Below are 19,185 nucleotides of genomic sequence, written 5' to 3' on the forward strand. Positions count from 1 at the left end.
CGGTGGGGGGTGGTCGGACTCTCGTTCACCGCGCTTCGCGCGAGTTCAGTCGTTTTACGTCCGACCACCCCCCACGCTCCACCCCCGACCCCCTCGCGTGAGTGGTCGGTCCCTGCCGGCTGTTGCTCAGGCGATCATGAGGTGCCCGTGGTCGTCGAACAAGGCGCGGACTTCCGGGACGTCCTCGAACTCCCGAAGGCGCCGCAGTACGGCGCGTGCTCGCTCGGCCGTACGCTCGGACGCCAGGTCGCCGGACACCTCGACGACCTGACGTGCTTCCTCCGCCGCCTGCTCGGGCTCGTTCGCATCCGCGAGGGCGACGGCCAGCCATGACCGGTACAGGGCCAGCTCCCTGGCATGGGTGGCGTCGTACCGGCCGAGTACGCCGCTCAGGAGGGGCACGGCCCGCAGGGGGCGCCGCAGCTCTGTGAGGACGCGGGCGTCCATGACGTCGAGCTCCTCGCGGCTCACCCAGTAGGCCCACGCGGGTTCGTCCGCACCGTCCGCGTCCGTCAGGGCGTCGTGCGCCTCGCCAAGCGCACGCATGGACTCCTGTGCCTCTCCGGCTCGGGCGTGCGCCCAGGCCATGCGGTCCAGAAACAGGGCGCGCGTCTTGGCGGGGGCGGACGGTCCTGCTTCCGCCACGGCCGCGCGGGCCAGTTCGACGCCCTCGCGCTCCCGACCGGTGTTGGCGTGCTGGTAGGCGAGACTTCCCGCGAGATTGGCCACCAGCGGTGTGTCGCCGGCCTGGCGTGCGGCGGAGATGCCGAGCGTGTAGGTGCGCTCGGCATCCATGTGACGTCCTGCATCGGACGCGATCCATCCGGCGATCTGCGCCAGCTCTCCCACCTGTACGAGCAGGGCCCGCTCCGTGTCCTCTGTGTACGTGCCCTCGCGGTGCAGGCGGACAGCGGTGCTGAGCTCGCGGAACGCGGGCGCCATGAGGTCACCTCCCGCCAGTACGTCGTCGGCGAGCCTGAGCCCGTGAACGCGTGCCGCGAGGACGCTCACGGTGTCGCGGCCGATGCGACGCCCGGTGCGTGCCCTCAGCGATTCGAGCGCGTCGCCGGGAGGGAGCAGCTCGGCAAGGGTCGCGGTGGGTCCGGCAAGGCGGCCGTTCTCCTCGCCCCTGGCGTAAGCGGCGGCCCGCTCAAGCTCGGGGAGCGGTGCGCTCAGGGCCTGGGCGATGAAGGGCAGCCACGCCTCCGGGACACGTGCGCCGCGCTCCCACCGGGAGACCTCGTTCCGCGTGACCGACTGGACGCCGGACAGGGCGCACAGCATGTCGGCCAACCGGCGCTGACTGATCCCCGAGCGCCTCCGCAGCCGGGCCAGGTACGCGCCGAACTGCCGCCTCCGCTCCCGCACCATGGCAGCCCCCTTCCCCCGCCAAGTCTGGCCCCTCCCTGGCCCCCTGTCCGGCTCCTCCCGGAGTTCCCCCGCAGCGATTTCATTCCATGGAAGAGCCCCGGCGACCGCGCGAACGGCCCCGGGGCGTGGCCGATCTGAACGGAGCAGACCGACGTGCGTTTCCTATCACGAGCACTCGAACGGGTGAGAGCACTGCTGGTCGGGCAGCCCGCGCCCGGCAGCCGGAGCCGCCTCGCCGCACCGCCCGCCGCGCAACGGCAGGGCCCGCAGCCTTGGCGCCGGTCGCCGGAGGAGTGGGGGGCCGTCCTGACGCGGGCGCGGCACCGGCGGGCCTTCAACGCCCCGCCGCCCGCGGCCGTACCCGTACGGCTCTACGTGCTCGACCCGCAGGAGCAGGCGCGCGGGCGAGGGGTCTTGGAGGCGGGCCGGTGACGTCGGGGCGCGGGGAGCCGTGGGTGCCGCCGCAGGGGCCCAATGTCGAGCTGGTGGCCGCCGGGCAGTGGTGGGACGCCGTACGGGCGCCCTCGTGCGTCGGGGTTCGTGTCCTCGCGCGGTTGGGCGAGGGCAGCGGCGCGGTGATCGAGGACGGGTTCGGAGCGACCTTCTACTGGCTCGTGCGGCCCGGCGCCGCCGACGCGTGGGAGCTGCCGCGGTCCTACGTGGTCGTGCGGGGCACGGCGACGTACGTCGCCGTGCCGCCCGTGACGCGGACGGAGGGCCCCGGACTGCGCTGGGCCGTGCCGCTCAGCAGGACGCGCTGCCTCACGGACGCGGCGCTGCTGCACGCCACCCTCGCGGCGGAGCTCGACGCCTTGATCGGACCGCGATGACCGAACCCGCCGCCGGGCAGCGGCTTTTCGTGCTGGGCACTCTCCTCCTGCCCTGCGAGCCGTGCTGCGGCGCCCGCATCTTCGGCGGGAGCCACGACTGCACCGGCACGACGTCGATGGGCCTCACCGGCCGGGAGATCGTGCCGGTGCGGCCGGCGCCGTGCCCCTGCGATCACCGGCCTCAGCCGGACGGCGGGCAGGGGGCGGTCAGGCTGTAGCGGAGTTTCTCCTTGGCCTGCGCGCCGAGGCGGTCGTAGAAGCGGACCGCGCCTTCGTTCCAGGCGGGCGTCTGCCACTGGATCTCGGTGAGACCAAGGTCCTGGGCCTCGGCGGCCACGGCGTCCATGAGGAGCGCGCCGATGCCGGATCCGCGGGTTCCGGACCGTACGAAGAGGCAGTCCATGTGGAGGTAGGCGGCACCCTGCCAGGTGGAGAGTTCGGGCGAGCAGGTGGCGTAGCCGACGACCTCTCCGTCGGGTGACTCGGCTACCAGGCAGCGCAGTTGCGGTGCCGGGGTGTCGAAGAGGAGGGCGTGGAGCCGCTGCGCGAGGTCGGGGGCGGGTGCCGCGGCGCGTTCGTAGGCGGCGTGCTCGGCGGCCAGTTCGACGACCCGCGGCAGGTCGGCGGGGCGGGCGCGCCGCACGGTTGCGGGACCGGTCATCGGACGCTCCCCGTCACGGTGTCTGAGCTCCACGCGGCCAGGCGGCTGGTGAGCGTGCCGCTGCCGTCGAGGACGTGCCGTGAGAACGCGTCGCGTTCGTGGGCGAGGAGGGCGGCTTCCCAGACGCAGGGGGCGAGTCCGGTGCGGCCCGGGCGGAGCTGGTCGGGCCGGCCGGCCGGGCCGGAGAAGATCGCCAGGTCGGACATGTGTCCCTCGATCCAGGTGTGGACCAGGAGGTAGTCGCCGTCGCCGCCCGCGTGCACGATGAGGACGGCGAGCCCGAGCGACCCTCGGGTACCGCCGAGTTCCAGGTGCGCCGCCGCGATCTCCAGCGCGGCGGTGACGTCCTGCTCCGTCACGGTGCGGCCCGGTGCCTGGAGCGCGTACGTCTTCACCAGGTGGCCGCCCGCCTCCCGGGTGCCCAGAGCCCGTGTGGTCCGTCCATGGTGCCCTTGGGACAGGGAGAGCAGCGCTTCCGCGTCCACCGCCGCCGGTATCTGATGGTCATTCATTCGGCCATCATGCCGGTCCCTCTGGCATGCTGGGCCGCATGGGGGATCATGGGCATCACCATTCCGTACGCCGCAGCTATGACACCGTGGCCGAGGAGTACGCGGCCCGGTTGCAGGACGAGCTCGACGGCAAGCCGCTCGACCGGGCGCTCCTCACCTCCCTCCTCGAAGTGACGGAACCCGGGGCCCCGATCGTCGACCTCGGCTGCGGTCCCGGGCACGTGGCGGCGTGGCTCGCGGGAAAGGGTGCGCGTACGGTCGGGATCGACCTGTCCCCGGGCATGGTGGAAGCCGGCCGCCGCCGGTTCCCCCAGGTGGAGTTCCGGGAAGGCGACCTGCGGGAACTGCCCGCCAAGGACGGGGAGTTCGGATCCGTCCTCGCCTTCTACACGATCATCCACCTCGACCCCGGTGACCTGCACCGCGCCTTCGAGGAGATGCGGCGGGTACTGCGCCCCTCCGGTGCACTCCTCCTCTCCTTCCACATCGGCGAGGAGGTCCGGCACCTCGACGAGTGGTGGGGGTACGACGTGGACGTCGACTTCCGCTTCCTCCAGCCGGGGCACATCGCCGGGCTGCTCCAAGCCGCCGGGTTGACCGTGGAGATGAGCCTGGAGCGCGCCCCCTACGCCCACGAGGCGGAGACCCGCCGCGCCTACCTGCTGGCCCGCCGTACCTGAAGCCCCTAGGGGGTGTCGGCGGATGGCGGTTCGGCCACCGACCGGGCCAGCCGGGACGCCAGGTCTCCGACGTACGACACCAGCGCCTCGGGGCCGTGGACGGTGAAGTCGAAGCCCGTCAGGGCCAGGCGCGCGGCCAGCCACTCGACGGTCTCGGCCGTCCGGGTGTGCAGGCGGCAGGTGTCGGGGCCCGTGGGGGTGAGGGAGAGGTGGTCCGGGAGGCGGGCCGACACGACGGACGCGGGCGCCGCGAAGGTCACGTCCAGTTCGTGCTCCACCCGCGACCGCGCCGAGTGCGACAGCATCCGCGCCGCGTCGCCGGCCGGCAGCTCGCGGGGCGTGAAGCGGGCCCCGGTCGGGAAGGGCTCGCTGACGCGGTCGACGCGGAAGGTACGCCAGTCCTCGCGCTCGAGGTCGTACGCGACCAGGTACCACCGCCAGCCGGTCGAGACCAGCCGGTACGGCTCGACCTGCCGCCTGCTCTCGGCGCCGTCGCCCGCGCGGTACGCGAAGCGCAGCCGCTCCTGCCGGGTCACCGCGCCCGCCAGCGCGGTCAGCGTGGAGGGTGCGACCGTCGCCCCGTCGCCGCGGGTCAGCGGGATGGTCGCGTTCTGGAGGGTGGAGACCCGGTGCCGCAGCCGCGACGGCAGCACCTGCTCCAGCTTCGCCAGCGCCCGCACCGATGCCTCCTCGACGCCCTCGATGGCGTGCCCGGCCCCCGCCCGCAGCCCCACGGCGATGGCGACGGCTTCCTCGTCGTCGAGCAGCAGCGGCGGCATCGCGGCGCCGGCGACGAGCCGGTAGCCGCCGAGGGGGCCCTTCAGGGCCTCGACCGGATAGCCCAGGTCCCGCAGCCGGTCGATGTCCCGGCGGATGGTGCGCGCGGTGACGCCCAAGCGCTCGGCGAGCTCGCTGCCGGGCCATTCGCGCGGTGTCTGGAGGAGCGACAGGAGAGTCAGGAGTCGTGCCGGAGTGTCCGTCATGCCTTCAAGCATGCGGCCGCTATAGGACACGTTCTGTCCTATAGGCCGATTAGCTTACGGTCATGACCTTCACGCAGGACCTGTCACCGACCACCAGTCCCCCGACGGCCGACCCGAAGGCCTCCGTCGAGGCCTCCGCCGAGGCCGCCGTCAGCGGCGGCGACCGGCGGCGCTGGCTGGCGCTCGCCATCGTCATGACCGCCGCCTTCATGGACCTGGTCGACGTCACCATCGTCAACATCGCCATCCCCAGCATCGAGCGCGACCTCGCCGCCTCCTTCGGCGCCATCCAGTGGATCACCGCCGGTTACGCGCTCGCCTTCGCCGCCGGGCTCATCACCGGCGGCCGCCTCGGCGACATCTACGGCCGCAAGCGGCTGTTCCTCCTCGGGATGGCGGGCTTCACCCTGGCGTCGGCGCTCTGCGGCTTCGCCGCCAGCCCGGAGATGCTCGTCGGCTCGCGCCTCCTGCAGGGCGCGATGGCCGCGATGATGGTGCCGCAGGTCCTGTCGATCGTCCACGTCACCTTCCCGGCGCACGAGCGCGGCAAGGTGTTCGGCATGTTCGGCGCGGTCGTCGGCCTCGGAGCCGTGTCCGGACCGCTCCTCGGCGCCCTGCTCACGCAGTGGAACCTCTTCGGCCTCGAATGGCGCCCGATCTTCCTGATCAACCTCCCCGTCGGCATTGCCGGCCTCATCCTGGGCCGCCGGTTCATCACCGAGTCCCGCGCCGAGAAGGCGCTCCGCCTCGACCTGGTCGGCGTGGCGCTGGCGACGCTCGGGCTGCTGATGCTGCTCTACCCGCTGACGCGCGGCCGTGAGACGGGCTGGCCGCTGTGGGGCCACTTCTGCATGGTGGGCAGCCTGGCGGTGTTCGCCGCGTTCGTGGCGTACGAGAAGTACAAGGCGCGCAAGGACGGGTCGCCGCTCGTCGAGCTGTCGCTGTTCCGGGTCAAGAGCTTCGCCGCCGGTATCGCCGTACAGCTCACCTTCGGTGTCGTCCTGGGCATCTTCTTCCTGGTCTGGACGCTGTACATGCAGGTCGGCCTCCGCTGGACCCCGCTGAAGGCGGGGCTGACCGGGGTGCCGTTCTCGATCGCCGTCTCGGTGGCGGCCGGGATCTCCGTGCAGAAGCTGGTGCCGCGCTTCGGGCGGAAGGTCCTCCAGGCGGGCGCGCTGACGATGGCCGCCGGGCTGCTGCTCTACATCTGGGAGGCCGGGCAGTACGGCACCGGCATCACGCCCTGGCAGATGACCGCGCCGCTGGTGGTCATGGGCGCGGGCATGGGCCTGATCGTGGCGCCGCTGACGGACGCGGTGCTGTCGGGTGTGCCGCGCGAGCACGCCGGTTCGGCGTCCGGTCTGATCAACACGACCGGGCAGATGGGCAACGCGCTGGGCCTCGGCCTGGTGTCGGTGGTCTTCTTCGGGGTGATCGACGACGCCGCCCCGATCCCCGCGCAGCTCGGCGCGGTGTTCGTGGACGCGTTCCAGAGCGCGCTGTGGTGGGTCGTGGCGGTGCTGGCGCTGATCTTCGTGGTGATGTCGGCGCTGCCGGCCAGGCCGCAGCAGGCGGCGGGCGCGCACTGAACCCCGCCGAACACGCGGAAGGCCCGGCACGAGGGAGCGCCTTCCCGTGATCGTCGCACCACGTGGTCGTGGCGGTCAGACCGCGAGCGGTTCACGCAGGCGCTCGGCCGGGGTTTCCCAGCCGAGCGTTTCGCGTGGGCGACCGTCGGGGCGGCGGACCGCGTCAGCGGCGGACCCGCGGGGCGTCAGCGGCGCACCCGCGCGCGGAGCTCCATCGCCGCGCGGGCGGTGCGCTCGTCCGCGTACACCTCGCACATGTGGCGTCCGTCCGGCGTCGCCGTGTGCTCCACCTCCCACACGCTCATCTCGCTGCCGTCCAGCAGCAGGAACCCGTGCTCGTACAGCGTGAACCCCGCCTCGCGGCCCGCGACGCTGCACTGGCGGCCGAACACCTGCCTGATGTGGTGCGCGAAGGCGCCGCGCAGCCGCGCCGCGACCTCCTCGCCGGGCCGGTCGGCGTTCTCCGCGCGGCGCAGCACCCGCCGGGCGTGGTCGGCGGAGTCGTCCGGCTCGTACAGCGGGGGCGAGGCCTCCAGGGGGTCGGACATCAACGCGCCCAGCACGTCCATGTCGAACTCCAGCTCCAGGCCGTCGTCCGCCAGGTCCGGGAAGGCGCCGCCCGCGGCGTCGGCGCCACCGTGCAGGCGGGACGCCGCCAGCCGGACGTCCGACTCCTCCGTGTACAGCTCGTGGTGGTCGGCGCCGTCCCGCCCGGTGTGGTGCACCAGCTCCCACAGGGTCAGCGACGAACCGTCCGCCAGCAGGTACGTGTGCCGGTACGTCGCACGGTTCAGCTGCGCGCTGTGGTGCGACGAGTGCAGCGAACTGGCGTGGGCGAGCGCCGAGTCCAGGCGCTCCACCAGGGCGTCGGGCAGCTCGAAGGAGTTGAGCGCCCGACCCAGGAGACGCTCGACGTGCGTCTCCGGCGTTTCGTGAGGATCGTTCGGAACGTTCAAGATGGGACTCCAGGCCGTCGCCGCGTGTCACTTGATGCTTGCTTAAGGTAGTGCCTGGGTCCGACAACGCGACCGGCTTCGGCAAAACGAAGGGCGCACGTGACCGGTTCCCGCGCCCCCTGCCAACTCCGGCCGCCCGCCGGTCAGTCCACGCCGTACAGCTCCCGGTACGACGGGAAGTCGCCACCCGGCCCCGACACCGACCCGGCGGACTCCACCGCCCGTACGATCGCCCTGGTCACGACGGTCGCGCCCGCCGCCAGCACCGCGTTGAGCGCGAGCGGATCCGCGGCCCGCTCCGGCCCGGTGAGCGGGCGTGCGCCGGTCGCAAGGGCGAAGACCGTGTCGCCGTCATTGAGCAGGTGTACGGGCCTGACGGCGCGCGCGATGCCGTCGTGCGCCGTGCCGGCGAGCTTGTGCGCCTGGGCGCGCGTCAGGTCGGCGTCCGTGGCGACGACGGCGAGGGTGGTGTTCAGCGGCGGAGGGCCCCCGCTGCGCTCCCGCGCCTCGGCGAGGCGGCGCAGCGCCGCCGCGTGCACCCCGGTGTCCGGGAGAACCGGCCGGGAGCCGTCGCCGTACCGCCCGTACAGCACGCCCGTGGCCGGATCGACGGCCGAGCCGACCGCGTTGGCCACCACCAGCGCGGCGACGGTGACACCGGAGTCCAGGACGGTGCTCGCCGTGCCGACACCGCCCTTCATGGCGCCGACCACCGCGCCCGTCCCGGCACCCACCGCACCACACTCCACCGGGGCCCGCTCGGCGGTGGCGGCCGCCGCCTCCACGGCCGCCCGCCCCGTCGAGGCGTCGGGGCGCGCCGCGAAGTCGCCGCCCCGGCCCAGGTCGAACACGCACGCCGCCGGCACGACCGGCACCACGTGCGTCGGCCCGGGCCCCACCCGCACCCCGCGGCCCCGCTCCTCCAGCCAGGCCATCACCCCGGCCGCCGACTCCAGCCCGTACGCGCTGCCGCCGGTCAGGACCACCGCCTCGATGCGCTGGACCACGTTGCGCGGGTCGAGCGCGTCCGTCTCCCGGGTGCCCGGGCCCCCGCCCCGTACGTCCACGGCCGCGACGACCCCGCCCTCGGGCGCCAGGACGACGGTGGTGCCGCTGAGCGCGCGGCCGCCCGCGACACGCGCGTGCCCGACCCGGAGCCCTGCGACATCGGTCAGTGCGTCATTGGTTGCCATCCCCCCTACGTACCACGCGTGGCGCTGCGCCAGGTGAGCGTCACCCCGGTCGCGACCGCCGCCGCCGCGACCAGCCCGGCCACGAGGACGGCCCAGCGCCCCGCGAACGTACAGAGCAGGACCGCCAGCGCCGCGCTCGGCAGGACGAGCTGCTGGGCGATGCCGGTCTTGAAGTAGCGCGAGTGCAGGGCCCAGACGAGCAGCAGGAACAACGCGGACGGGAGCGTCACGGCGGCCGCGGCGGCGACGTCCGACACGTGGGCCTTGCCGACGGCCTGCTCGACCGCCACCTCGAGACCCGCGCCGATCGCCGCCGCCGACGCGGAGACCAGGTAGTGGCCGTACCCCCACCTGAACGCCTCGCGGTTGGAGCGCAGGCGGCGATGGGCCGGAACCACGAAGTACACCCACCACGCGGCGAAGATCAGCAGCAGTCCGCCGGCGGCGATGGGCATCAGCCCGCCCAGCGCGTCGTGCTCCTCCACCCCCGTCTTGACGGCGATCGTCGCGGCGGCGACCGTCTCGCCGAGCACGATGATGGTGAACAGCCCGTACCGCTCGGCGATGTGCTGCGCGTGCCAGCTGCTCGCGAAGTCCCGCTCGGCGAGCGGAGGTACGGCCATCTCCGCGAGGGCCATCACCAGGAACACCCACGGCTTGAAGCCCTCCGGCACGAACAGCACCGCCGTCCACCCCACCTGGCAGACCGCCACCCCGCCCGCGTACCGCAGCGCCATGGTCCGCTCGGCCCCGGAGGCGCCCCGCGCGGCCCGCAGCCACTGCGAGGCGAGCGCGAGCCGCATCACCAGGTACCCCAGCCACACCACCAGGAACTCGTGCTCCTCGAAGGCACGCGCCACCCCGGCGGCGAGGATGAGGACCCCGGCGATCTGGACGAGCGTCATGGTCCGGAAGAGCACGTCGTCGTTGTCGTACGCCGACGCGAACCACGAGAAGTTCATCCACGCCCACCAGATGGCGAAGAACACCATCGCGTAGCTGACGATGCCCTCCCCCGCATGCCCCTCGGCGACGGCGTGCACGAGCTGAGCCCCGGCCTGGGCGACCGCCACGACGAAACACAGGTCGAAGAAGAGCTCGAGGGGCGTGGCGGCGCGATGGGCCTCGTCGCGACGGCGCGACACCAGGGGCCGCACGGGCCGCGGGGGAGGAGTGGAGGTCATCGTCCCAGGACAGCAGAGCCCCCGGGCGCGGACGCCGACCGTGGTACGCCGTCACCCTCGAAGTCCCCTCAACGGGCGAAGGGCCCGGTGCTCCCCCTACGGTGATCGCGTGCCCACCCCACCACGTAACCCCCCGCCGCCCCCCGAGCCCGAAGCCCCGGAGCCGGAGCCAGAGCCCGAGCCAGAGCCCGAGCCGGGTGAGCCGGGGAAGCCGCCCGCCCCGACCGGCGACCCCGGGCCCGGAGAACCGCCCGCGCCCACCGGCGACCCCGGCCCCGCGGAACCGCCCGCGCCCATCGAGTAGTCGGCGGCCGCGACGGGGCCGGCCGCCTCGGCGCGCCGGCCGCACCGGCGTACGCTGGGGAGTATGAGCACCGCCCCCACCCCCGGCCCGCGAGCTGCGAAGTCCGAGCCGGCGCCGTCGAAGAAGAAGCCGGCGCTGGACTTCGACGATCCGTTCGACCAGCAGTCGGCGGACGACACGGACCGTGGTTGGGGCGAGCGGACTCCTGAGGGCGACGGCGCCGCCGATCTGGCGCGCTTCCTCGACGAGAAGCCGCCGCACCACATCTGAGCCGGCGCCCGAGCCGACACCCGGGCCGGGACCCGAGCGGCCCCGGCCTCGGGCTGCGGCCCCTGGCCGAAGGGCCGTACGAAAGACAGGCCTAGCTGCTCGGCCGGCCCCGCTGGGCGACGAGCTCGTCGCGGATCTGCTTGAGCACCTCCAGCTCGGTGACCTCCAGCGTCTCCTTGACGCCCGCCTTCTCCTTCTGCAGTGCCGCGCGCCGCGCCAAGTACTTGGCCATGGGCAGCACCATCAGGAAGTAGACGACCGCGGCCGTGATCAGGAAGCTCAGCGTGGCGCTGAGCACCGAGCCCCACAGGATCGGGATGCCGCTGACGACGTCCCCGCTCTCGTTCACCCGGCACGGGCCCTTCAGGCAGGACTGGTAGCTCTCCAGATCCTTGGTGCCGAAGGCGCCGACGATCGGGTTGATCACACCCCGCACCACCGCGTTGACGACATTGGTGAACGCGGCGCCGATCACCACCGCGACCGCCAGGTCGATCACGTTGCCCCGCATCAGGAAGGCCTTGAAGCCCTCCAGCACGCTCTGCTTCTTCTCCTGGCTCACCACGGTGCCCTTCGTCGGATGTGCGGTTGGCGCAGCCATTACGCCGTGCACGGTGCGTGACCGTCCAGTCCGTACACACGGACAGGCGACGCCCCAGGAACTCAGTGCGACCCGAGCCGGTCCGCATCGGCGCACACCCCCTTCCCCTCCGGGGCCGTGACCGCGTCCGAAACCGCCAGCGCCGCGGCCGTCACCACCAGCCCGGCGGCGATCGCCCGCCGCCTGCGCCGCACGGCCCGGCGCAGGCGGTGCCGGCCGCCGGGCACCCGCAGCGGGGCGAAGTGCGGCACGCCGCAGGACTCCGGAACGGGGGAGGGGGAGAGGGGAGGAGCAGCGGATAGGTAAGGGGAAGGGGAGGGGACGGACATGGGGCACCACCCGTGGTCGTGAGGACGGACGTCCGGCGGTCTTCCGCCGACGCCCTCACGATCCCGCGTCCTCACCGATCCCGCTGGAGCCTGTGGACGACCACGGGCTTGTGGAAAACGCCGCCCCCCGAGGGGATTACGGGGCTTACGGCAACTCGATGCCGAGGTCCCACCCGTCGTGCGCCCGGGTGCACAGACACGACCGGCTCTCCGTCTCCGGCAGCGCCGCCACCGCGTCGAAGAGCACCTCCCGCAGCCGCCCGACGTTCTCGCCGAACACCCGCAGCACCTCGGTGTGCGAGACGCCCTCGCCCGTCTCGGCGCCCGCGTCCAGGTCCGTGACCAGCGCCATCGACGTGTAGCAGAGCGCCAGCTCACGGGCGAGCACCGCCTCTGGGTGCCCCGTCATCCCCACCACCGACCAGCCCAGCGCCGCGTGCATCCGCGACTCGGCCCGGGTCGAGAAGCGGGGGCCTTCTATGACGACCATGGTTCCGCCGTCCACCGCCTGCCAGCCTCGGCCGTCCGCCGCCGCCAGCGCCACCTTGCGCCCCTCGGGGCAGTACGGGTCGGCGAAGGTGGTGTGCACGACGTTCGGCACGCTCCCGTCCGGAAGCGGCTCCCCGTCGAAGTACGTCTGCGCCCGCGTCTTCGTACGGTCCACCAGCTGGTCCGGTACGAGCAGGGTCCCCGGCCCGTACTCCGGACGCAGCCCGCCCACCGCGCACGGGCCCAGCACCTGGCGTACGCCGACGGACCGCAGGGCCCACAGGTTGGCGCGGTAGTTGATGCGGTGCGGCGGCAGGTGGTGACCGCGGCCGTGCCGCGGCAGGAACACGACACGCCGCCCGGCCAGTTCGCCGAAGAACAACGAGTCGCTCGGGCTCCCGTAGGGAGTGGTGACCTCGACCTCGGTGACGTCCTCCAGGAAGGAGTAGAAGCCCGAGCCACCGATGACGCCGATCTCTGCGCGGATCTCTGCGTTCGCGTTCGCCATGCGGTCACCCTAGCCGGGGGCCGAAACGCCGGGGACCCCGCCGTACGAAACGGCGGGGTCCCCGAAAAGGCGCGTGAAGGAGGAAGGTCAGGCGGCGGAGCTGCTGCTCCCGCTCGACGAGCTCGAGGCGCTCGACGCGGCCGGCTTCGCGTCCGAGGACGACCCCTTCGACGAAGACGACGACGAAGAAGCCGACGACGCGGACGAAGACGACGACGCGGGCGAGCTGCTCGACGACGCGCCACGGCTGTCGTTGCGGTAGAAGCCGGAGCCCTTGAAGACGATGCCAACGGCCGAGAACACCTTCTTCAGGCGTCCCTGGCAGCCGGGGCACTCGGTCAGCGCGTCATCGGTGAACTTCTGCACCGCCTCGAGGCCCTCGCCGCACTCGGTGCACTGGTACTGGTAGGTCGGCACTGTGTCTTCCTCCTGGCACTCTCACTCATTGAGTGCTAACGAGAGTCAATAGTGACGCATTCCGCGGGATCAGTCCACCGTCACCGGCACTCGGTGACCGACGCCACGTGCCACGGTGCGTCCCACGGTGCGCGGCGCGAGCCGCGACCGGAGCGCCACCAGGGTGGCCAGCGCCAGCGCCGTACCGGCCAGCGGGACCAGGAAACCGGTGCTCGCGCCGTATCCGTCCGCGAGCCGTCCGGCCACCGTCACGGCGGCCGCCTGGCCCAGCGCCACGGCGCCGGTCAGCCAGGTGAACGCCTCGGTACGGGCCGAGGCCGGCACCAGCGACTCGACCAGCGTGTAGCCGGTGATCAGGGCGGGCGCGATGCACAGGCCCACGATCAGGCCGAGGGCGCCCAGCAGCACCACCGAGTGCGCCGTCCACAGCAGGGAGGCGGTCACGGTCAGTGCCGCGTAGCCGAGGATCAGCCGGCGGCGGGGCCCGGTCTTCCAGGCGATCGCGCCGACCGCGAGACCGGCCAGCATGTTGCCCGCGGCGAAGAGCCCGTACAGGACACCGTTGACGCCCGGGTTCCCGATCTCCTCCGTGAACGCGGTCAGCGAGACCTGCATGCCGCCGAAGACGGAGCCGATGCCGAGGAACGCGACCGCCAGGACCCGTACGCCCGGGATGGACAGCGCCGAGGTGCGCTCCATGCGCGCCTGGGCACCGGAGAGGCCGGCCGCCAGGCCGTACGCCGGCTGGGTACGCCGCTGGGCGGCGAAGAGGAGGCCGCCGGCGAGCGTCAGCGTCGCCTCGGCGATCAGGCCGGCGGCGGGGTGGACGCCGGTGCACAGCGCGGTCGCGAGGACCGGGCCCACGACGAACGTGAACTCGTCGGTGACGGACTCGAAGGCCGCCGCCGTCGACATCAGGGGCGAGCCCTCCAGGCGCGCCGCCCAGCGGGCCCGCACCATGGGGCCGACCTGCGGTACGGAGGCGCCGGTCGGCACGGCCGCGGCGAACAGGGCCCACAGGGGTGCGCCCGCGAGGGCCAGCGCCGTCAGCGCGGAGACGGACGCGGTGTGGACGAGGACGCCGGGGACCAGGACGGCGCGCTGTCCGAAGCGGTCGGCGAGCTTGCCGCTCTGCGGCGCGAACAGCGCCATGGAGACACCGGTGACGGCGGCGACGGCACCCGCGCTGCCGTACGAACCGGTGGTGTGCTGGACCAGCAGGACGATGCCGATGGTCAGCATCGCGAAGGGCTGCCGCGCGGCGAAGCCGGGCAGCAGGAACGTCCAGGCGCCGGGGATGCGCAGGAGCTGTCCGTAACCGGGACGCTTGACAGCGTCAGTGGTGTTGACCGTGGATGCCACGGCCCGTGCCTTTCTGCCGCCTGGTGGCGCTCCCCGGGATGTCGGGAGCCGCCGAGAGCTGTCCTCTTGCGCGGAACTGCGGTAGATACCGGTGCCCGCAGCCTCAGGCTGCTTCAGGGGCTTCACGGCCGCCATACGGTCGCGCCAGCTCTGCGTCAGGCAGAGTTGGTCGATCTGGTTCGGTCGATCAGTGTGCCTTCATGATACAGGGGGAGTGCAGGGTGGCGCCTGTGAAATTGCCGACTTCATCTTCTGTTCACCTGTGATCAAGCGGCCGTGCTGGGTCGGACCCCGCCGGACCCCGCCGGATCACCGCCGGATGGCCGTCGGCTCACGAGCGGATCACCCCGTACCCAGCCATCCGGCCAGCTTGCCGCCCTGCCCGACCGCCCGCAGCCGCCGCTCCGCCGCGTCCCGTACCGGGTCCGTCGCCACCACCAGCAGCTCGTCCCCGCGCCGCAGCACCGTCGCCGGCGACGGTACGAAGCTCTTGCCCTCCCGTACGACGAGGGTGACGGCGGCCCCCGGCGGCAGGCGCAGCTCCGCGACCTCCACGCCGTGCATCTTGGACGCCTCGGGGATGGACAGTGACAGCAGGTGCCCGCGCAGCCGCTCCAGGGGCGCGGACTCGATGCCCAGGTCGGCGGCCTCGCCGGAGTCGCGCAGCCGCAGGGCCTTGGCGAGCCACGGCAGCGTCGGGCCCTGGACCAGCGTGTAGACCACGACCAGGACGAAGACGATGTTGAAGATCTTCTCGCTGCCGTCGATCCCGGCCACCATGGGGATGGTCGCCAGGATGATGGGCACGGCGCCGCGCAGGCCCGCCCAGGAGAGCAGGGCCCGCTCCTGCCAGGGCAGACGGAACGGCACCAGGCTGAGCACGACCGACAGCGGCCGCGCCACCAGGGTCAGCACCAGTCCGACGACGACCGCCGGCCAGAAGTCGTCGATCAGTTCGTGCGGGGTCACCAGCAGCCCCAGCAGGACGAACATGCCGATCTGGGCGATCCAGCCCAGGCCCTCCGCGAACCCGCGGTTCGCGGGCGCGTGCGGCAGCTTCGCGTTGCCCAGCACCACCGAGGCCAGGTAGACGGCGAGGAAGCCACTGCCGTGGGCCATGGCGCCGGCCGCGTACGCCACCACCGCGATCGCCATCACGGCGATCGGGTACAGGCCGGAGGCGGGCAGGGCCACGTGCCGCAGCCCGAACGAACCGAGGAAGGCCACCGTCAGGCCGATGGCCGCGCCGATGGCCAGCTCCAGCGCGATCTCTCCGACCAGGACGTACCAGCTGTCGACCGGGCCGGCCGTGGAGAAGGACACCACCAGGATGACGACGGGGGCGTCGTTGAAGCCGGACTCCGCCTCCAGGACACCGGTCACGCGCGAAGGGAGGGGCACCTTGCGTAGGACGGAGAAGACGGCCGCGGCGTCGGTCGAGGAGACGACCGCGCCGATGATCAGCGCCTGCCGCCAGTCCAGGCCGACGAGGTAGTGGGCACCCGCGGCCGTGACGCCCACGCTCACCGCGACGCCGACGGTCGACAGCACGGCCGCCGCCGGCAGCGCGGGCCGGATCTCCCGCCACTTCGTGCCCAGGCCGCCCTCGGCCAGGATCACCACGAGGGCCGCGTATCCGATGACCTGGGTCAGTCCGGCGTTGTCGAAGTGGACGTTGCCGATGCCGTCCTGTCCGATGGCGACGCCGATCCCCAGGTACAGGAGCAGGCTGGGCAGCCCGCTGCGGGACGAGATGCGCACCGCCGCCACGGCGATGAGCAGGACGAGCGAGCAGACGAGCAGGAGTTCGTTGAGCTGGTGGACAGTCAGTGGCCGATCCTTCCCCTCACGTACGTGCCGGACCGTTTCGCCGGGCCGGCCGCGGGTTACTTCGTTACCTTACCTAATCTTTAACGTTTCCTTGACGCCTTCTCCTCCGGCGGCGCACTCGCGCGGAGGCCTGGTGAGGGTCGGTGAGGGCCCCCGAGGGGGCCTGGTACTGACACCGCGTCCGGGCCCGGTGAGCGCTGCGCCTATGGTTGCTCCAAAGCACACCAGGACCAGCCTGCGCCTCGAAGGACAGCGATGCCCGCCAACACCACCGCCGCTTCCACCAAGAAGAAGGGGCGACGCGCCCGCCTGCTCGTGTTCGCTCTGGTGCTGGCGCTGGTCGCGGGCGTCGGTTACGGGGCCTACTGGACCGTCAGCACGGTGCGTGCCCCCTTCCCGCAGACCACCGGCACCATCGACCTCCCGGGCCTGAGCGCCCCCGTCGACGTCAAGCGCGACGGGTACGGCGTTCCGCAGCTCTACGCCTCCACCGACGAGGACCTGTTCCGCGCGCAGGGGTACGTCCACGCGCAGGACCGGTTCTGGGAGATGGACGTACGCCGCCACATGACGTCCGGCCGGCTCTCCGAGATGTTCGGCAAGGGTCAGGTCGACACGGACGCCTTCCTGCGCACGCTCGGCTGGCACCGGGTGGCCGAGGAGGAGTACCGCACCAAGCTGTCGCCGGAGACCAAGAAGTACCTCCAGGCGTACGCGGACGGCGTCAACGCCTACCTGAAGGGCAAGGAGGGCCGTGACGTCTCCGTCGAGTACGCCGCCCTCGCCTTCAGCAACGACTACGCCATCGAGCCCTGGACGCCGGTCGACTCGGTGGCCTGGCTCAAGGCGATGGCGTGGGACCTGCGCGGCAACATGAAGCAGGAGATCGACCGTTCGCTGATGACCAGCCGGCTCGGCGAGCAGCAGATCAAGGACCTGTACCCGGCGTACCCGTACAACCTGCACCGGCCGATCGTGGACAAGGGCGCGGTGGACGACGCCAAGGGCGAGTTCGACCCGTCCGCCAAGCCGTCCGACACGGGCACGGACACCGGCGCGGACGCAGGCACGGGCAACGGCGGCGCGACGGGCTCCGAGGGGGCCTCCGGGGCTTCTGCGGACGCCTCCGGGGCCTCGGGTGCCGGCGGAGGTGCGAGCACCCCGCAGGGGGCCGCTGAGGGCTTCCAGGCGCAGCTGTCCTCGCTGTCGACGTCCCTGGACGAGATCCCGGCGCTGCTGGGCCCCAACGGCAGCGGCATCGGATCGAACTCCTGGGTCGTCTCCGGCAAGTACACGACCACCGGTAAGCCGCTCCTGGCCAACGACCCGCACCTGGCGCCCCAGCTGCCGTCCCTCTGGTACCAGATGGGCCTGCACTGTCGTGCCGTGTCCGACAAGTGCCGGTACAACGTCGCCGGGTACACCTTCTCCGGTATGCCCGGTGTGATAATCGGTCACAACCAGGACATCGCGTGGGGCTTCACCAACCTGGGCGCCGACGTCAGCGACCTCTACCTCCAGAAGGTCTCCGACCGGGGCTACCAGTACGGCGGCAAGGAAGTGCCCTTCACCACCCGCGAGGAGACGATCAAGATCGCGGGCGGCGGCAGCCGGACCATCACCGTCCGGACCACCAACAACGGCCCCCTGGTCTCCGACCGCAGCAACGAGCTGGAGAAGGTCGGCGAGAAGGCCCCCGTGACCGCCTCCGCCCCGGACCGCGGCGACGGTTACGCGGTCTCCCTCCGATGGACCGCCCTGGACCCGGGCAAGTCCATGGACGCCGTCTTCGAGCTGAACCGCGCCAAGGACTTCAAGGAGTTCCGCCAGGCCGCCCGCGACTTCGAGGTGCCGGCGCAGAACCTCATCTACGCCGACGCCAAGGGCACCGAGGGCCACATCGGCTACCAGGCGCCCGGCAGGATCCCCGTCCGCGCCGAGGGCCACGACGGCACCATGCCGGCGCCCGGCTGGGACCCGAAGTACCAGTGGAAGAAGGAGTCGGTCCCCTTCGAGGAGCTCCCGTACGAGGAGAACCCGGAGCGCGGCTACATCGTGACCGCCAACCAGGCCGTGATCGACGCGGAGAAGTACCCGTACCTGCTCACCCAGGACTGGAGCTACGGCTCGCGCAGCCAGCGGATCAACGACCTCATCGAGTCGAAGATCAAGGACGGCGGCAAGATCTCGACCGACGACATGCGCACCATGCAGATGGACAACAGCAGCGAGATCGCCGAGATGCTGACGCCCTACCTGCTGAAGATCGACATCGACGACCCGTACGTCCGTGAGGCCCAGAAGCTCCTGGAGGGCTGGGACTACACCCAGGACGCCGACTCCGGCGCGGCCGCCTACTTCAACGCGGTCTGGCGCAACGTCCTGAAGCTCGCCTTCGGCGACAAGCTCCCCAAGGAGCTGCGGGTCAAGGGCGAGTGCCTCAACGTGCGCCCGGCCGACTCCACCGGCCCCATCGACGAGCAGAACAAGCTCGTGCGCGAGTGCGGCCAGCGCGCCGCCGACGCGGCCCAGCCCGATGGCGGCGACCGGTGGTACGAGGTGGTGCGCCCGCTCCTGAAGGACGAGAAGAACGCGTGGTGGCAGTCGCCGGCCAACCGCATCGACGAGGGCACCGCCACCCGCGACCAGCTGCTCAAGCGCGCCATGGTCGACGCCCGCTGGGAGCTGACGGCCAAGCTCGGCAAGGACGTCGGCAGCTGGAGCTGGGGCCGGCTGCACCAGCTGACCCTGAAGAACAAGACCCTCGGCACCGAGGGCCCGGGCTTCCTGCAGTTCATGCTGAACCGCGGCCCCTGGAACCTGTCCGGCGGCGAGGGCGCGGTCAACGCCACCGGCTGGAACGCCGCGGGCGGCTACGAGGTCGTCTGGGTCCCGTCCATGCGGATGGTGGTGAACGTCGGCGACTGGGACAGGTCCCGCTGGATCAACCTGTCCGGCGCCTCCGGGCACGCGTACAGCTCGCACTACACCGACCAGACGGAGCTGTGGGCCAAGGGCGAGCTGCTCGACTGGGCCTACACCGACCGGGCGGTGGACGCCGGGACGGTCGACCGGCTGGTGCTCAAGCCATGACGGCGGCAGGGGCGCTCACGCCG

General features: G+C 72.2%; 19 protein-coding genes. 6 read left to right on the forward strand and 13 right to left on the reverse strand.

The annotated features are described in order from the left end of the window. Positions 1-126: 126 nt before the first annotated feature. The gene (locus ACZ42X_RS32475; RefSeq protein WP_468297777.1) at positions 127-1,371 is read right to left on the reverse strand and encodes a helix-turn-helix domain-containing protein; all 1,245 of its coding nucleotides are present in this window, start codon (positions 1,369-1,371) and stop codon (positions 127-129) included. Positions 1,372-1,554: 183 nt separating this feature from the next. Between ACZ42X_RS32475 and ACZ42X_RS32480 the strand changes: the two genes are divergently transcribed. Both ACZ42X_RS32480 and ACZ42X_RS32485 read left to right on the forward strand, forming a co-directional pair. Beyond that, positions 1,555-1,803, forward strand: coding sequence for a hypothetical protein (locus ACZ42X_RS32480; protein WP_468297780.1), 249 nt, complete (start codon positions 1,555-1,557; stop codon positions 1,801-1,803). Next, positions 1,800-2,201, forward strand: coding sequence for a hypothetical protein (locus ACZ42X_RS32485; RefSeq protein ID WP_468297783.1), 402 nt, complete (start codon positions 1,800-1,802; stop codon positions 2,199-2,201). Before ACZ42X_RS32480 ends, ACZ42X_RS32485 begins: the two co-directional genes overlap by 4 nt. A gap of 181 nt (positions 2,202-2,382) precedes the next feature. Here ACZ42X_RS32485 and ACZ42X_RS32490 read toward each other — a convergent pair whose 3' ends face one another. Together ACZ42X_RS32490 and ACZ42X_RS32495 are read right to left on the reverse strand one after the other, a co-directional pair. Further along, complete coding sequence (locus tag ACZ42X_RS32490; protein WP_468297786.1) at positions 2,383-2,862, reverse strand: GNAT family N-acetyltransferase; 480 nt, start codon at positions 2,860-2,862, stop codon at positions 2,383-2,385. Beyond that, positions 2,859-3,374, reverse strand: a complete 516-nt coding sequence (locus ACZ42X_RS32495) for a hypothetical protein (protein ID WP_468297788.1) — start codon at positions 3,372-3,374, stop codon at positions 2,859-2,861. Before ACZ42X_RS32495 ends, ACZ42X_RS32490 begins: the two co-directional genes overlap by 4 nt. A gap of 38 nt (positions 3,375-3,412) precedes the next feature. On the opposite strand from ACZ42X_RS32495, the gene ACZ42X_RS32500 reads away from it, so the two are divergent. After that, the gene (locus ACZ42X_RS32500) at positions 3,413-4,054 is read left to right on the forward strand and encodes a class I SAM-dependent methyltransferase (protein WP_468297792.1); all 642 of its coding nucleotides are present in this window, start codon (positions 3,413-3,415) and stop codon (positions 4,052-4,054) included. A 5-nt stretch (positions 4,055-4,059) separates the two neighbouring features. On the opposite strand, the gene ACZ42X_RS32505 is transcribed toward ACZ42X_RS32500, so the two are convergent. After that, positions 4,060-5,037, reverse strand: coding sequence for a helix-turn-helix transcriptional regulator (locus ACZ42X_RS32505; RefSeq protein WP_468297795.1), 978 nt, complete (start codon positions 5,035-5,037; stop codon positions 4,060-4,062). 62 nt (positions 5,038-5,099) lie between these two features. On the opposite strand from ACZ42X_RS32505, the gene ACZ42X_RS32510 reads away from it, so the two are divergent. Further along, the gene (locus ACZ42X_RS32510; protein ID WP_468297798.1) at positions 5,100-6,626 is read left to right on the forward strand and encodes an MFS transporter; all 1,527 of its coding nucleotides are present in this window, start codon (positions 5,100-5,102) and stop codon (positions 6,624-6,626) included. A gap of 185 nt (positions 6,627-6,811) precedes the next feature. On the opposite strand, the gene ACZ42X_RS32515 is transcribed toward ACZ42X_RS32510, so the two are convergent. From ACZ42X_RS32515 to ACZ42X_RS32525, 3 genes are all read right to left on the reverse strand, one after another. Beyond that, the gene (locus ACZ42X_RS32515; protein WP_468297801.1) at positions 6,812-7,582 is read right to left on the reverse strand and encodes a DUF6227 family protein; all 771 of its coding nucleotides are present in this window, start codon (positions 7,580-7,582) and stop codon (positions 6,812-6,814) included. A 143-nt stretch (positions 7,583-7,725) separates the two neighbouring features. Next, complete coding sequence (locus tag ACZ42X_RS32520; RefSeq protein ID WP_468297803.1) at positions 7,726-8,775, reverse strand: P1 family peptidase; 1,050 nt, start codon at positions 8,773-8,775, stop codon at positions 7,726-7,728. Between the two features lie 5 nt (positions 8,776-8,780). Then, positions 8,781-9,959, reverse strand: a complete 1,179-nt coding sequence (locus ACZ42X_RS32525; RefSeq protein ID WP_468297806.1) for a low temperature requirement protein A — start codon at positions 9,957-9,959, stop codon at positions 8,781-8,783. 367 nt (positions 9,960-10,326) lie between these two features. On the opposite strand from ACZ42X_RS32525, the gene ACZ42X_RS32530 reads away from it, so the two are divergent. Continuing rightward, positions 10,327-10,533, forward strand: a complete 207-nt coding sequence (locus tag ACZ42X_RS32530; protein ID WP_361418047.1) for a hypothetical protein — start codon at positions 10,327-10,329, stop codon at positions 10,531-10,533. Between the two features lie 91 nt (positions 10,534-10,624). Here the strand turns inward: ACZ42X_RS32530 and ACZ42X_RS32535 are convergent, their stop codons facing one another. From ACZ42X_RS32535 to ACZ42X_RS32560, 6 genes are all read right to left on the reverse strand, one after another. Further along, positions 10,625-11,134 carry a large conductance mechanosensitive channel protein MscL gene (locus ACZ42X_RS32535; protein WP_468297810.1) on the reverse strand — a complete coding sequence of 170 codons (510 nt, stop codon included), beginning with the start codon at positions 11,132-11,134 and terminating at the stop codon, positions 10,625-10,627. Between the two features lie 62 nt (positions 11,135-11,196). Beyond that, positions 11,197-11,385 (reverse strand): hypothetical protein, encoded by a 189-nt coding sequence (locus tag ACZ42X_RS32540; protein WP_468297813.1) that lies wholly within the window; start codon positions 11,383-11,385, stop codon positions 11,197-11,199. Between the two features lie 223 nt (positions 11,386-11,608). After that, positions 11,609-12,460, reverse strand: a complete 852-nt coding sequence (locus tag ACZ42X_RS32545; RefSeq protein WP_468297816.1) for an S-methyl-5'-thioadenosine phosphorylase — start codon at positions 12,458-12,460, stop codon at positions 11,609-11,611. Positions 12,461-12,547: 87 nt separating this feature from the next. Next, entirely contained in the window at positions 12,548-12,877 is a 330-nt protein-coding gene (locus ACZ42X_RS32550; RefSeq protein WP_468297819.1) for an FmdB family zinc ribbon protein, read from the reverse strand. Positions 12,878-12,946: 69 nt separating this feature from the next. Beyond that, on the reverse strand, positions 12,947-14,239 hold the full coding sequence (locus tag ACZ42X_RS32555; protein ID WP_468297822.1) for an MFS transporter: 1,293 nt from the start codon (positions 14,237-14,239) through the stop codon (positions 12,947-12,949). 342 nt (positions 14,240-14,581) lie between these two features. Further along, a complete protein-coding gene (locus ACZ42X_RS32560) occupies positions 14,582-16,069 on the reverse strand; it encodes a potassium/proton antiporter (protein WP_468297877.1) in 1,488 nt (495 codons plus the stop codon). A 255-nt stretch (positions 16,070-16,324) separates the two neighbouring features. On the opposite strand from ACZ42X_RS32560, the gene ACZ42X_RS32565 reads away from it, so the two are divergent. Beyond that, positions 16,325-19,162 carry a penicillin acylase family protein gene (locus tag ACZ42X_RS32565; RefSeq protein WP_468297825.1) on the forward strand — a complete coding sequence of 946 codons (2,838 nt, stop codon included), beginning with the start codon at positions 16,325-16,327 and terminating at the stop codon, positions 19,160-19,162. The last annotated feature ends 23 nt before the right edge of the window (positions 19,163-19,185 follow it).

This window comes from Streptomyces sp. NPDC030862 (assembly GCF_055571835.1).